Origin of the sequence: Citrobacter sp. wls706 (assembly GCF_005281305.1) — a bacterium.
Taxonomy (GTDB): Bacteria; Pseudomonadota; Gammaproteobacteria; order Enterobacterales; family Enterobacteriaceae; genus Citrobacter; species Citrobacter werkmanii.
In genome coordinates, this window is the sequence record NZ_SZXG01000029.1 from 287,100 (window position 1) to 302,207 (window position 15,108).

13 protein-coding genes are annotated in these 15,108 nt (G+C 55.7%); all 13 read right to left on the reverse strand.

The window, feature by feature from the left end:
• Positions 1–44: 44 nt before the first annotated feature.
• Positions 45–1,502: an NADH-quinone oxidoreductase subunit NuoN gene (gene nuoN, locus FDW92_RS06260; protein WP_042307100.1), complete on the reverse strand. Its 1,458-nt coding sequence runs from the start codon at positions 1,500–1,502 to the stop codon at positions 45–47.
• Positions 1,503–1,508: 6 nt separating this feature from the next.
• On the reverse strand, positions 1,509–3,038 hold the full coding sequence (gene nuoM, locus FDW92_RS06265) for an NADH-quinone oxidoreductase subunit M (RefSeq protein ID WP_003027692.1): 1,530 nt from the start codon (positions 3,036–3,038) through the stop codon (positions 1,509–1,511).
• Between the two features lie 76 nt (positions 3,039–3,114).
• Positions 3,115–4,956: an NADH-quinone oxidoreductase subunit L gene (gene nuoL / locus FDW92_RS06270; RefSeq protein WP_042307099.1), complete on the reverse strand. Its 1,842-nt coding sequence runs from the start codon at positions 4,954–4,956 to the stop codon at positions 3,115–3,117.
• A complete protein-coding gene (nuoK, locus tag FDW92_RS06275; RefSeq protein WP_006683663.1) occupies positions 4,953–5,255 on the reverse strand; it encodes an NADH-quinone oxidoreductase subunit NuoK in 303 nt (100 codons plus the stop codon). The genes nuoL and nuoK overlap by 4 nt, the downstream gene beginning before the upstream one ends.
• Positions 5,252–5,806, reverse strand: a complete 555-nt coding sequence (gene nuoJ / locus FDW92_RS06280) for an NADH-quinone oxidoreductase subunit J (protein WP_042307097.1) — start codon at positions 5,804–5,806, stop codon at positions 5,252–5,254. Before nuoJ ends, nuoK begins: the two co-directional genes overlap by 4 nt.
• An 11-nt stretch (positions 5,807–5,817) precedes the next feature.
• A complete protein-coding gene (nuoI, locus tag FDW92_RS06285; protein ID WP_003028062.1) occupies positions 5,818–6,360 on the reverse strand; it encodes an NADH-quinone oxidoreductase subunit NuoI in 543 nt (180 codons plus the stop codon).
• Between the two features lie 14 nt (positions 6,361–6,374).
• Entirely contained in the window at positions 6,375–7,352 is a 978-nt protein-coding gene (gene nuoH, locus FDW92_RS06290; RefSeq protein ID WP_003028063.1) for an NADH-quinone oxidoreductase subunit NuoH, read from the reverse strand.
• Positions 7,349–10,075 (reverse strand): NADH-quinone oxidoreductase subunit NuoG, encoded by a 2,727-nt coding sequence (gene nuoG, locus FDW92_RS06295; RefSeq protein WP_042307216.1) that lies wholly within the window; start codon positions 10,073–10,075, stop codon positions 7,349–7,351. The genes nuoH and nuoG overlap by 4 nt, the downstream gene beginning before the upstream one ends.
• An 80-nt stretch (positions 10,076–10,155) precedes the next feature.
• Entirely contained in the window at positions 10,156–11,493 is a 1,338-nt protein-coding gene (nuoF, locus tag FDW92_RS06300; RefSeq protein ID WP_003839356.1) for an NADH-quinone oxidoreductase subunit NuoF, read from the reverse strand.
• Entirely contained in the window at positions 11,490–11,990 is a 501-nt protein-coding gene (nuoE, locus tag FDW92_RS06305; protein ID WP_006683660.1) for an NADH-quinone oxidoreductase subunit NuoE, read from the reverse strand. The genes nuoF and nuoE overlap by 4 nt, the downstream gene beginning before the upstream one ends.
• Positions 11,991–11,992: 2 nt before the next feature.
• Entirely contained in the window at positions 11,993–13,795 is a 1,803-nt protein-coding gene (gene nuoC, locus FDW92_RS06310) for an NADH-quinone oxidoreductase subunit C/D (RefSeq protein WP_072276965.1), read from the reverse strand.
• An 85-nt stretch (positions 13,796–13,880) separates the two neighbouring features.
• Positions 13,881–14,543: an NADH-quinone oxidoreductase subunit NuoB gene (gene nuoB / locus FDW92_RS06315; protein WP_003028075.1), complete on the reverse strand. Its 663-nt coding sequence runs from the start codon at positions 14,541–14,543 to the stop codon at positions 13,881–13,883.
• A gap of 15 nt (positions 14,544–14,558) precedes the next feature.
• Positions 14,559–15,002 (reverse strand): NADH-quinone oxidoreductase subunit NuoA, encoded by a 444-nt coding sequence (gene nuoA / locus FDW92_RS06320; RefSeq protein WP_003028077.1) that lies wholly within the window; start codon positions 15,000–15,002, stop codon positions 14,559–14,561.
• Positions 15,003–15,108: the final 106 nt, after the last annotated feature.

Sequence of the window (15,108 nt, forward strand, 5' to 3'; positions counted from 1 at the left end):
AAAAAAACCCGCCAAGGCGGGTTTTTTTCGTTTTAGCGGGTCGCTTACATCAGCGGCGTCGCTAACTGCACAATGCTGATCAGCGGTTGCGGATAGATACCCAATACCAGCACCAAAAGAGCAGAAATCAGCACCACGATCCCGCCCGCGCTGTACTGCCAGTTAGACGGCGCATCGCGGTTCAGCTGTTGCGGCGCGCTCAGGTACAGGCTCACGGCAACACGCAGATAGTAGTACAAACCAATTGCGGAACCGACCACCACGGCAGCAACCAGCCACCAAAGGTTAGCCTGCACACCGACTGCCAGCACGTAGAACTTACCGATAAAGCCCAGCGTCATCGGGATACCCGCCAGAGACAGCATCATTACCGTCATCACTGCCGCGAGGATCGGACGATGCCAGAACAGACCACGGTAGGAGAACAGAGAATCGGCATCCGGGCCGCGGTACGGGCTGGACATCAGGCTGACCACACCGAACGCGCCGAGGCTGCTGAACAGATAACCGGCCAGGTAAACGCCAACCGCTTCCATCGACATTTCGCCACTCTGCAGGGCAATCAACGCCACCAACAGATAGCCGAGGTGAGAGATGGAGGAGTAACCGAGCAGACGCTTGATGTTGGTCTGGCTCAGCGCCATCAGGTTACCGAAGATGATGGAGGCAAAGGCAATCACGCCCAGCACGGTACGTACCGCTTCGCTGTCGCCAACCGGTGCGTACAGGAACAGACGCATCACCACGCCGAAGATAGCGATTTTGCTCGCCGTCGCCAGGAAGGTGGAAACCGGAGCCGGAGCGCCCTGGTATACGTCTGGCGTCCACAGGTGGAACGGAACCAGCGAGAGTTTAAAGCCGAGGCCAACAATCATCAGACCGAAGCCCGCCAGCAGCAGCGGTTCGTGCAGCATGCCGTCACCAAGACTCTTACCGAGCGCAACAAACGACAGGTTGCCAGACTGCGCGTACACCAGCGCCATACCGAACAGCAGGAAGGAAGACGCTGCGGCAGACAGAATGGTGTATTTGATACTGGCTTCCAGCGAACGTTTCTGACGGAACGCATAGCCAACCAGACCAAACAGCGGCAGAGAAATCAGTTCGATACCGAGGAACAGCGCCGCCAGATGGTTAGCATTTGCCAGCAAAATACCGCCCAGGGCAGCAATCAATACCAGCAGATAGAACTCTTCCCGGTTGTCGTCATAGCCTTCCAGCCACGGGTAAGCAAAGGTACAGGTGGCAAGACTCGCCAGCAGCACCAGCCCGGTGTAGAGCATGGCGAAACCGTCAACCCGCATCAGCGGGGTGACGTCCATGGCGCCCGCCTGGCCAACAAACCAGAGCGAAACCAGCGCGGCGTTAAGCCCAATGACCGACAGCGTGGCATTGAGGAAGTGATTGCGTCGCCACGCAATGGAGAGCATCACAACCACCACCGTCAAGCCGACGATCAGCAGCGGTAGCAGCGCAATCAGGTGTTGTGGAGTTATTGTCATGGCGATTTACGGCCTTGTAGTAGTAACGGAATTAACAAACCACTGCTGGATGTTGCTCATCGCAGAATGCGAGGTATCCAGAATCGGCTGCGGATAGAAGCCAAGCAGTACCAGAAGCACGACCAGCAACAGGATGATAAACAGCTCACGCAGCGACATCCCTGGCAGTTCTACGCTGGCAATCTGGCTCTTCGCCTTACCAAAGTAAGCGCGATGCAGCATCGCCAGCGAGTATACAGAGGCAAACACCAGACCAAAGGTCGAGATCACGGTAATGACCGGAACCACCTGGTAGCTGCCGAACAGAATCATAAATTCGCCAACGAAGTTACCTGTACCCGGCATACCCAGCGTACATACTGCGAAGAACATGGACAGCGCAGGCAACCATTTCATTTTGCCCCACAGACCACCCATCATACGCATGTCACGCGTGTGCAGACGTTCGTACAGCTGACCACACAGGATGAACAGACCGGCTGCGGACAGACCGTGCGCGATCATCTGGATAACCGCGCCCTGGTAAGCCAGTTGGCTGCCGGTATAAATAGCAATCAGCACGAAGCCCATGTGGGATACGGAGGTGTAGGCAATCAGACGTTTGATGTCGTACTGATTAAAGGCCATCCACGCGCCGTAGAAGATACCGATTACGCCAAGCCACATGGCGATAGGCGCAAACTCCGCCGACGCGTTCGGGAACAGCGGCAGAGAGAAACGCAGCAGACCGTAGGCTGCGGTTTTCAGCAGGATCCCCGCCAGGTCAACGGAACCCGCGGTCGGTGCCTGGGAGTGCGCATCCGGCAACCAGCCGTGCAGCGGAACCACCGGCATTTTCACCGCGAAGGCGATGAAGAAGCCGAGCATCAGCAGATATTCCACGCCGTGGGACATCGGGGTGTTCAGCAGCTCTTCATAGTTGAAGGTCCACACGCCGGTCGCTTTATAGTGCACAAACACCAGCGCCAGGATGGCAATCAACATCACCAGACCACTCGCCTGGGTGTAAATGAAGAACTTGGTTGCCGCCGTGATACGCGTTTTACCGTCAGAAGCTTTATGCCCCCACAGCGCGATCAGGAAGTACATCGGCACCAGCATCATTTCCCAGAAGAAGAAGAACAGGAACATGTCGATGGCCAGGAACACGCCGATCACGCCGCCTAAGATCCACATCAGGTTCAGGTGGAAGAAGCCTTGGTATTTTTCGATTTCATTCCAGGAGCAAAGGACCGCCAGAACACCGAGCAGACCGGTCAGCACTACCATTAGCAGCGACAAGCCGTCGATTGCTAAATGGATAGAGATGCCAAAACGTGGGATCCACGGCAGGACAAACTCAGACTGCCACTGCGGAATACCCGCGGATTGCGTCAGTGAATAGCCGCCCTGCAACCACAGTTGCAGGCCAAGCGCCAGCGTCAGTCCCATGGTAATCAGCGCGATCCAACGCGGCACCTTCACGCCAAAGCGTTCGGTCTGCCAGCACAGGAAGCCACCGATAAAGGGAATCAATATTAGCCAGGGTAGTAACATGGCGATTTTTATTCCTTTTTAAGGCCTCTGACAGAGGCCTGATTTTCAACGAATTTGGATAAAATTCACTTTACGATCAACGCAGTACCATCAACAGTGCCAGCACAACGACAGCGCCGATGCTCATTGATGCCACATACCAGCGCAGATAACCGTTCTCGCTTAACAGCAGGCCTTTACCTGCAAAGCGGGAAAGGACAGCCGGAATGTTCATCATTGAGTTCAGCGGGTCGCGCTTCAGCAGCCAGGCAATGCCCAGGAACGGCTTAACGAACACTTTGTCGTACAGCCAGTCGAAGCCCCAGGCGTTATACCACCAGGTACCCAGCAGGCGGCCCGGCGCACTGTTGGCAATCGACGTAACAAGCGTACGTTTACCCAGCCACAGCCACGCTGCGATCAGGATGCCCGCAATCGCTACGATGCCGGAGGTAATTTCCAGCGTCATGACGCGACCATGCTCAAGTTCGGTCGTTGCAGGCAATACTCCCTGCAGCGGCGGCACAATCAGCGCGCCAACAAAGGTAGACAGGATCATCAGCACAATCAGCGGCAGATGATGGGTAATCCCCTTCCCGGCGTGAGCGTGAATTTGTTCTTTACCGTGGAACACGATGAAAATCATACGGAAGGTGTACAGCGAGGTCATAAACGCACCGACCAGACCTGCAACCATCAGATTAATATGACCGTTCGCCATCGCACCGGCCAGAATCTCATCCTTACTGAAGAAGCCCGCGGTAATCAACGGCAGAGCCGACAGCGCCGCGCCACCAATCAGGAAGCAGACATACACCAGCGGAATCGACTTACGCAGGCCGCCCATCTTGAAGATGTTCTGTTCGTGGTGGCAAGCCAGGATAACCGAGCCGGATGCCAGGAACAGCAGCGCTTTAAAGAAGGCGTGCGTCATCAGGTGGAAAATCGCCGCATCCCATGCCTGAACGCCGAGCGCCAGGAACATGTAGCCAATCTGGCTCATGGTGGAGTAAGCGAGAACGCGTTTGATGTCGGTCTGTACCAGCGCGGCAAAACCCGCCAGCACCAGCGTGATCGCACCGATAATCCCCACCAGATGCAGGATTTCCGGGGTCATCAGGAACAGACCATGGGTACGTGCAATCAGGTAGACACCAGCGGTAACCATCGTCGCGGCGTGGATCAGCGCGGAGACAGGCGTCGGGCCGGCCATCGCGTCAGCAAGCCAGGTCTGCAACGGCAGCTGCGCGGATTTACCCACCGCACCACCCAGCAGCATCAGGGTTGCCCACATCAGCATGTTATTACCCGCTTCAAAGTGCGCAGGCGCCAGTTCGACCATTTCGCGGAAGTTCAGCGTGCCCAGCTCGTTGTAGAGGATGAACAGCGCGAAGGCGAGGAACACATCACCGACACGGGTCACCACGAAGGCTTTCATTGCCGCAGCGCCATTCTTCGGATCGGTGTAATAGAAACCGATCAGCAGATAGGAGCACAGGCCCACGCCTTCCCAACCGAGGTACATCAGCAGCAGGTTATCCGCCAGTACCAGAACCACCATGCTGGCGATAAACAGGTTGGTGTAAGCGAAGAAACGAGAGTAGCCCTCTTCCCCACGCATATACCAAGAGGCGAACATATGGATCAGGAAACCGACGCCGGTCACCACGCTGAGCATAGTCAGCGACAGGCCGTCCAGCACCAGGTTGAAGCCGATGTTGAAGTCACCGACAGACATCCACGTCCACAGCGGCTGACTGTAGGCTTGTTGACCATTAGCAAAGAAGTCAACGCCAACAAACGCCGTCACCAGCGCAGCCAGGCCAATAGAGCCAACGCCCACGGTAGCGGACAGATTTTCTGACCAACGACCGCGAGAGAACGCCAGTAATACAAAGCCAATAAATGGCAGAATAATGGTTAAGGCAAGCATGTTCATCCACGCATCTCACTTACTGAATCGATGTTCAGGTTCTGGCGACGGCGATGAAGTTGCAGCAACAGTGCAAGTCCAATACTCGCTTCCGCAGCCGCAAGGCTGATGGCGAGAATGTACATCACCTGACCATCGGTCTGGCCCCAGTAGCTTCCGGCGACCACAAAGGCCAACGCGGAGGCGTTAATCATGATTTCCAGCCCAATCAGCATAAACAGCAGATTGCGGCGGATAACCAGACCTGTTAAGCCCAGCACGAATAAGACAGCCGCGAGGATCAGTCCATGTTGTAAGGGGATCATGCGTGCTCCTCCGTTTTTCTTTTCGCACGGTCATCGGTGCGATTGCTCAGCACTTCACCTGAACGCTCTTCGCGACCAACGTGGAAGGCCACAACCAGGCCAGCCAGCAGCAGCATCGAAGCCAGTTCGACCGCCAGTACATACGGTCCGAACAGGGTAATACCGACCGCTTTCGCGCTAATTGGCGTACCGTCGATGCCCTGATCGTTAACGCCAAGAATGGCGTACACAATCACGACCAGCATGATGGCCGACAGAATCGCCGGACCAATCCACACCTGTGGTTTCAGCCATTGGCGTTCCTGTTCAATTTCAGAGCCACCGAGGTTGAGCATCATTACCACGAACACGAACAGCACCATGATGGCGCCCGCGTAGACGATAATTTCCAGCGCACCGGCGAAGTAAGCGCCTAACGAGAAGAACACCCCAGAAATCGCCAGCAGCGAAATAATCAGATACAGCAGTGCGTGTACCGGATTGGTGTGGGTGATCACCCGCAAGGTTGCGAGAATGGCTATCAGGCCACAGATATAAAAAGCGAACTCCATTGCCCCTCTCCTTACGGTAACAGGCTCTTGACGTCGATAGGCTTGGCTTCGTTCTCTGCTTCGCCCTTATCTTTGCCGTCGATTGCCATACCTGCCATCCGGTAGAAGTTATATTCCGGGTATTTGCCCGGACCGGAGATCAGCAGATCCTCTTTCTCGTAAACCAGGTCCTGGCGCTTGTACTCACCCAGCTCGAAATCTGGAGTCAGCTGAATAGCCGTTGTCGGACAGGCTTCTTCGCACAGGCCGCAGAAAATGCAGCGTGAGAAGTTAATGCGGAAAAACTCCGGATACCAGCGGCCGTCTTTGGTCTCTGCTTTTTGCAGAGAGATACAGCCTACCGGACATGCTACCGCGCACAGGTTACAGGCAACGCAGCGCTCTTCACCGTCCGGGTCGCGGGTCAGAACGATACGACCACGAAAACGGGGCGGGAGATAGACCGGCTCTTCCGGGTACATCTGCGTTTCACGTTTCGCGAACGCATGCAGGCCGATCATCCAGATACTGCGTACCTGGGTGCCGAAACCTACGAACAATTCTTTTAAGGTCATGGTCTTTGTGTCCCTTATTGCGCCTGCCACAGAATGACAGCCGCCGTTACCAACAAGTTGACGAGCGTCAGCGGCAGACAGACTTTCCAGCCGAAGGACATTACCTGGTCATAACGAGGACGCGGTAACGACGCACGAATCAAAATGAACATCATCATGAAGAACGCGGTTTTCAGCGCGAACCAGACGAATGGCGGTAAGAACGGGCCATGCCAGCCACCGAAGAACAAGGTAACCATCAGTGCAGAAATGGTGACGATACCGATGTACTCGCCCACGAAGAACAGACCGAATTTCATGCCGGAATATTCAATGTGGTAACCGTCGGCCAGTTCCTGCTCGGCTTCTGGCTGGTCAAACGGGTGACGGTGACATACCGCCACGCCCGCGATGGCAAAGGTGACAAAACCAAAGAACTGCGGAATAACGTTCCAGATATCAGCCTGGTTATTGACGATGTCGGTCATATTGAATGAACCGGCCTGCGCCACCACGCCCATCAGGGACAGCCCAAGGAACACTTCATAGCTCAGCGTCTGCGCAGAAGCACGCATCGCACCAAGCAGGGAGTATTTGTTGTTACTGGACCAGCCAGCGAACAGCACCGCGTATACCGCGAGGCCCGCCATCATCAGGAAGAACAGGATGCCGATGTTCAGGTCAGCAACGACCCAGTTTGGACTCACCGGCACGATGGCGAAAGCCAGCAGCAGCGAGGTAAAGGCGATCATCGGTGCCAGGGTAAAGATGACGCGATCCGAGAATTTCGGGATCCAGTCTTCTTTAAAGAACATCTTGATCATGTCCGCAACCAGCTGGAGCGAACCGCCCCAGCCAACACGGTTCGGTCCGTAACGGTTCTGGAACAGACCCAGCAGACGACGTTCGCCAAAGCTCATGAATGCCCCGCAGGTGACCACCACCAGCAGAATCACCACCGCTTTGAGAATGCTCAGCAGGATCTCAATCAGATCGGGTGTAATCCAACTCATTGTTGTGCCTCCTGCAGATCCTCAAGACGCGCGCCTGCCAGAACCGGCGCGATGCCAGGCATACCCATCGGTAAACCAACCTGCCCTGCCGTTAATCCTTCAGCGATTTCAACCGGCAGCGTGACCGTATTGCCATCGTAGCTGAAAGAAACACGGGTACCGGCATTAACACCCAACTTCGCGGCGTCTGCCGGGTTAAGTTTGATGTACGGCTGTGGCATACGGGTCTGGAAGACCGGCGCACGCTGAGACAATTCGTCACTACCAAACAGATGGTAGTACGGCGCGATACGCCACTGACCATCCTGAGCCTCGAAGCTCGCCGGAACGGTAGTGAAGTAATCCATACCATCCGCAGAAGCTTCGATCAGACGCACGCCCGGATCGCCATGACGCAGTTTCCCGCCCACCTCATCCTGGAACTTGTTCCACGCCTGTGGGGAGTTCCAGCCCGGAGCCCAGGCAAACGGAATTTGTGAACGCGGCGCAGACGGTTGGTTGTTCCCTTCCATCGAGAAGGCGAACATGGTGTCTTTATCCTGCGGCTGACGTGGTTCATGGACGCTAATGTTAGCGCGCATCGCGGTACGACCGCTGTAGCGGTGCGGCTCGCGCGCCAGTTTCTGTCCACGGATACGGAAGCTTGCATCCGGCGCGGCATCTTTGATCCCAGCCAGTTGCGGCAACTTCTCAACAACCGCGTCGATAACGTGGTCGAGCTGCGTCCAGTCCACTTCCCGGCTCTGCACGGTGCTGTGCAGCGAGTGCAGCCAGCGCCAGCTTTCCAGCATCACGGTGTTGCTGTCATAGTAGGACGGGTCATAGACCTGGAAGAAGCGCTGCGCGCGGCCTTCGTTGTTAATCACCGTCCCATCGCTTTCGGCAAAGCTCGCGGCGGAAAGCACCAGATGGGCGTTCTCCATAATTGCCGTACGCTGATGGTCAACAACCAGTACCAACGGCGCTTTCGCCAGCGCGGCATTAACGCGCGTTGCTGAAGCATGGCGATGCAGGTCATTTTCCAGCACCACAACGGCGTCAGCACGACCTGTTTCCAGCTCGGTCAGCGCATCGTCAAGGGAACCACCGCCAATCATACCCAGGCCCATGCTGTTAACAGAGCGCGCAATCATGGTGATGCCGACGTCAGCGCCACGACCTTTCAGCGCCTTCGCCACGTTGGCAGCAGCCTGAATCACTTCGGCGCTACCGGCGTTGGTGCCAGAAATAATCAGTGGTTTCTTCGCTCCGGCTAATGCCTGAACGATCACGTCAATTTTGTTCTGCAGGTCACGATCGATACCGTCAACCGCCGGGGCGTTGTTGTCCAGCGCATGAGCGATAGCGAAGCCTAAACGCGCCTGATCTTCTACCGGTGCGCGGTAGGTCCATGCAGCGATATCATCCAGACGGGTGTTATCGACGTTAGTTACAAACAGCGGGTGCTTAGCACGCTGGCCGATGTTAAGGATTGCCGCGATCTGCCAGTCAGCCACTTTCTGCGCCGCAGCCATTTCGCGTGCTTTACCTTTCACCGCCTGACGCACTGCCAGCGCAACGCGCGCGCCGGTCTGGGTGACATCTTCGCCCAGCACCAGAACCGCATCGTAAGACTCAATTTCGCGCAGTGCGGGGGTATGAATACCGCCGTCACGCAGAACGCTCAGCGCCAGTTGCAGACGTTCCTGCTCACCCTGGGCGATACCGGTATAGAAGTTATCCGCCCCGACCAGTTCACGCAGTGCGAAGTTGCTTTCAACGCTGGCACGCGGGGAGCCGATACCAATCACTTTCTTCGACTGGCGCAGAATATCTGCCGCGCCCTGCATCGCCTGTTCGGCGTTGAGCGTGATCAGGTCATCGCCACGACGCTGTACCGGCTGACGCGGACGGTCTTTCAGGTTCACGTAACCATAGCCAAAGCGACCACGGTCGCAGAGGAAGTAGTGGTTAACGGTACCGTTGTAACGGTTTTCGATACGACGCAGTTCACCATAGCGTTCGCCCGGGCTGGTGTTACAGCCAATGGAACACTGCTGGCAGATGCTCGGCGCAAACTGCATGTCCCACTTACGGTTGTAGCGCTCGGAGTGCGTTTTATCGGTGAACACGCCGGTCGGGCAAATCTCGACCAGGTTACCGGAGAATTCGCTTTCCAGCGTACCGTCTTCCGGGCGACCGAAGTAGACGTTGTCATGCGCGCCATACACGCCCAGATCCGCGCCATCGGCGTAATCTTTGTAGTAACGTACGCAGCGATAGCAGGCGATGCAGCGGTTCATTTCGTGAGAGATGAACGGCCCCAGGTCCTGGTTGCGGTGCGTACGCTTCGTGAAGCGATAGCGACGGAAGCTATGACCGGTCATGACGGTCATATCCTGCAGGTGGCAGTTACCGCCCTCTTCGCAGACCGGACAGTCGTGCGGGTGGTTAGTCATCAACCACTCCACAACGCTTTCGCGGAACTGTTTCGCTTCTTCGTCATCAATAGAAATAAAGGTGCCTTCGGTGGCTGGTGTCATACAAGACATCACCAGGCGACCACGCGTATCTTCCGCGTTTTGATATTGCTTCACCGCACACTGGCGGCAAGCACCGACGCTGCCCAGCGCCGGGTGCCAGCAAAAGTACGGAATATCAAGGCCAAGAGACAGACAAGCTTCCAGCAGGTTGTCCGCTCCGTTGACCTCATATTCTTTGCCGTCTACATGAATCGTAGCCATAGTCAGCATGCTTCCAGTTGGCTTAGTCAGGGACTAAGCGTTAATCGAATTACTTATCGCGATGCAGGGGTAACCTGCAATTACCAGCGCTCTTTCAGCAGGTTCGGCTGAATACCACCAATAGCGTGGGTATTGCTGAATGTCTGCTTGATGCCAGCTTCGAATTCTTCGCGGAAATATTTAATGGCGCTCTGTAGCGGCTCCACCGCGCCCGGTGCGTGTGCACAGAAGGTTTTACCCGGGCCGAGGAAACGACACAGTTGCTCAAGTGTCTCGATATCCCCAGGCTGGCCTTCGCCACGCTCCAGCGCACGCAGAATTTTCACGCTCCACGGCAGACCGTCACGGCACGGCGTACACCAGCCGCAGGACTCGCGGGCGAAGAACTCTTCGAGGTTACGCACCAGCGGTACCATGCCAATCTCGTGATCGACAGCCATTGCCAGCGCGGTGCCCAGACGGCTGCCTGCTTTACCAATGCTTTCGAATTCCATCGGCAGATCGAGATGTGCTTCGGTCAGGAAGTCTGTCCCCGCGCCGCCAGGCTGCCAGGCTTTGAACTTCAGACCATCGCGCATGCCGCCTGCGTAATCTTCGAGGATCTCACGCGCGGTAGTACCGAAAGGCAGTTCCCACAGGCCAGGGTTCTTCACGCGACCGGAGAAGCCCATCAGCTTGGTGCCCGCATCTTTGCTCTTCGAGATGTTCTGGTACCACTCCACGCCGTTGGCGAGGATGGCCGGTACGTTACACAGCGTTTCGACGTTGTTTACGCAGGTCGGCTTACCCCATGCGCCAGAGCTTGCCGGGAAAGGCGGCTTGGAGCGCGGGTTAGCACGACGACCTTCGAGGGAGTTAATCAGCGCAGTTTCTTCACCGCAGATGTAACGCCCTGCCCCGGTATGGACAAACAGTTCGAAATCGAAACCCGTGCCCATGATATTTTTGCCCAGCAGACCGGCTTCGGTTGCTTCAGCGATCGCGCGGCGCAGATGCACAGCCGCCTCGATATATTCACCACGCAGGAAGATGTAACCACGGTACGCTTTCAGCGCAAACGCGGAAATCAGCATGCCTTCCACCAGCAGGTGCGGCAGCTGTTCCATCAGCAGACGGTCTTTATAGGTGCCCGGTTCCATTTCATCGGCGTTACACAGCAGGTAACGGATGTTCATGGATTCGTCTTTCGGCATCAGGCTCCACTTCAGGCCGGTAGAAAAGCCTGCGCCGCCGCGCCCTTTCAGGCCAGCGTCTTTTACCTGATTGACGATTTCGTCCGGTGACAGGCCGGTCAGGGCCTTACGCGCACCTTCGTAACCGTTTTTGCTACGGTATTCGTCCAGCCAGACCGGCTGTTTGTCATCACGCAGACGCCAGGTCAGCGGATGTGTTTCGGGAGTACGGATAATGTCTTTCATTTATACCGCTCCAGCAGTTCAGGAATGCCTTCCGGGGTCAGGTGAGCATGAGTGTCGTCATCGATCATCATGTTCGGCCCTTTATCACAGTTCCCCAGGCAGCAGGTCGGCAGCAGCGTAAAGCGACCATCAAAAGTCGTCTGCCCCGGCTTGATGTTGAGTTTTTTCTCCAGCGCAGCCTGGATCCCCTGATAACCATTGATATGGCACACCACGCTGTCGCAATAGCGGATCACGTGGCGACCTACCGGCTGGCGGAAGATCTGGCTGTAGAACGTGGCAACACCTTCTACGTCGCTCGCCGGGATACCCAGCACATCCGCGATCGCATAGATCGCGCCATCCGGCACCCAGCCACGCTGCTTCTGAACGATCTTCAGCGCTTCAATGGACGCCGCACGGGGGTCTTCGTAGTGGTGCTTCTCGTGCTCAATCGCTTCACGCTCAGCCGCACTCAGCTCAAAAGCCTCGGTTTGTGGTTGTTGATTCTCGTGCATAATTAGCGGTCCACATCTGACATAACAAAATCAATACTACCCAGATGGACGATAAGGTCGGACACCAGACTGCCACGTACCGCTACCGGGATCTGCTGCAGGTGCGCATAGCTCGGGGTACGGATACGAGTACGATAACTCATGGTGCTGCCATCGCTGGTCAGGTAGTAACTGTTGATACCCTTGGTCGCTTCCACCATCTGGAAGGACTCGTTTGCCGGCATAACCGGTCCCCACGAAACCTGCAGGAAGTGGGTGATCAGGGTTTCGATATGTTGCAGCGTGCGCTCTTTCGGCGGCGGCGTCGTCAGCGGGTGATCCGCTTTGAACGGGCCTTCCGGCATGTTGTTGAGGCACTGCTCAAGGATGCGCAGACTCTGGCGCAGCTCTTCAACTTTCAGCATTACGCGGGTATAGCAGTCGGATACGCCGCCGCCAACCGGAACTTCAAAGTCAAAGTTTTCATAGCCAGAGTATGGACGGGCTTTACGCACGTCGAAATCAATACCGGTCGCACGCAGCGCAGCACCGGTACAACCCCAGTCCAGCGCTTCTTTCTTGCCATAGGCGGCAACGCCCTGGGAACGACCTTTCAGGATGGTGTTACGCAGTGCGGCTTTCTCGTAGGAATCCAGACGTTTTGGCATCCAGTCGAGGAAGTCACGCAGCAGCTTGTCCCAACCGCGCGGCAGATCGTGTGCGACACCGCCGATACGGAACCAGGCCGGGTGCATACGGTAACCGGTGATCGCTTCCACCACGTCATAAATTTTCTGACGGTCGGTAAAGGCGAAGAAGACCGGCGTCATCGCGCCGACGTCCTGAATGAACGTGGAGATGTACAGCAGGTGGCTGTTGATACGGAACAGTTCAGACAGCATCACGCGAATCACGTTGACGCGATCCGGCGTGGTGATGCCCGCCAGTTTCTCAACCGCCAGTACGTAAGGCATTTCGTTGACGCAGCCGCCGAGGTATTCGATACGGTCAGTGTAAGGAATGTAGCTGTGCCAGGACTGACGTTCACCCATCTTTTCAGCGCCACGGTGGTGGTAGCCGATGTCAGGTACACAGTCGACGATTTCTTCGCCATCAAGCTGCAGCACAATACGGAACGCACCGTGAGAAGACGGGTGGTTAGGACCGAGGTTGAGGAACATAAAGTCCTCGTTTTCGGTGCTACGTTTCATGCCCCAGTCTTCGGGTTTGAAGGTCAGAGACTCCATCTCCAGATCCTGTTTGGCTTTGGTCAGCTCAAACGGATCGAATTCGGTCGCACGCGCCGGGTAGTCTTTACGCAGCGGGTGACCTTGCCAGGTATGCGGCATCAGCAGACGCGTCAGGTGCGGGTGACCTTCGATATCAATGCCAAACATTTCCCAGGTTTCACGCTCATACCAGTTGGCGTTCGGGAACAGTTTGGTAAACGTCGGTACACGCAGATCGTTTTCAGACAAAGCCACCTTGAGCATGATATCGCGATTGCGTTCAATGGAAATCAGGTGATAGAAAACGGAAAAATCCGCGGCAGGTAACCCTTCGCGGTGCGTACGCAGACGTTCGTCCATGCCGTGTAAGTCAAACAGCATGACGTAAGGTTTCGGCAGTTTCTTTAAGAAATCGCCAACTTCCAGTAATTGTTCACGCTTGACCCAAACAACGGGTACCCCGGTGCGAGTCGCCTGAACGGTAAAGGCATCCGGCCCAAAACGGTTGCGCAGTTCGCCAATGACTGGGTCATCAAGGTGATCCCGTGTTTGCCATACAGCGTCTTGCGCGGTTAAGTCGGTCATATTGTTCACCATTGCAAATGGTCCGTGGTAGTCGGCAGTGCTTCGCGCTATTTATGTAGTGATAAGCGAAGGAAGGGCTGCTGCCGACAGGCGCAAATTAAATCTCGTCTGGTGTACGAAGATTCGTTACAGCAATACGTTCGCCGCGTTTACGCTCGCGTTCTGACTGCATATTGGCGCGATAAACGCCCTGATCGCCAACCACCCAGGAGAGCGGACGGCGTTCTTTGCCAATGGAATCCTGCAGCAGCATTAGAGCCTGCATATACGCTTCTGGACGCGGCGGGCATCCCGGGATGTAAACATCGACCGGAATAAATTTATCAACGCCCTGCACCACAGAATAGATGTCGTACATACCGCCGGAGTTAGCGCATGCGCCCATGGAAATAACCCATTTTGGTTCCAGCATCTGATCGTAGAGGCGCTGAATAACCGGTGCCATTTTGGTAAAGCAGGTTCCAGCCACGACCATCAGGTCAGCCTGACGCGGCGAGGCACGCAGTACTTCCGCACCAAAACGGGCCACATCGTGCACGGCGGTAAACGAGGTCACCATCTCAACGTAGCAGCAGGAAAGGCCAAAGTTATATGGCCAAATTGAGTTTTTACGGCCCCAGTTAACCATGTCATGGAGCTTACCCATGAACACATTTTTATTAACTTCTTGCTCCAGGGGGTCGGTTACGATCTCCTGTTTTTGCAGGGGGTAACGGTCGTTCTCACCGTTAGGATCTATGCGGGTGAGCGTATAATCCATCTTAATGCCTCGCGGTTAGCGTTGACGATTAGCGATACTGTTCGTTTCCGGGTTCATACGCTCGCGGCGTGAACGCGCGGGCGTCCAGTCCAGCGCGCCAATACGCACCAGATAAACCAGACCAGCCAGTAACACAAAAATAAAAATTGCAGCTTCCACAAAGCCAATCCAACCGCTTTCACGGATAGATGTTGACCATGCGAACAGATACAGCGCTTCAACGTCGAAGATAACGAAGAACATGGCTACCAGATAAAACTTGGCAGACAGGCGCAAGCGGGCGGTGCCGACCGAGTCGATACCTGATTCAAACGGCACGTTTTTAGATCTCGCGCGCGCGCGACCACCTAAAAACCAGCCGCCGACGAGCATCAGGCAGCACAGGCCAATGGCGACAATAAGAAAGATAGCGAATGCCCAGTGATGAGCGATGATTTCAGTGGATGTTGACATACTCATTGCTTACTCATCAAAAGTAGCGCCAAATTCTCTGCTCTTTTCGGCAGATGAACGCCACATCGATTCATGGGGAGGAATAAAAAAAACCTTACAATCACTGTAGAAA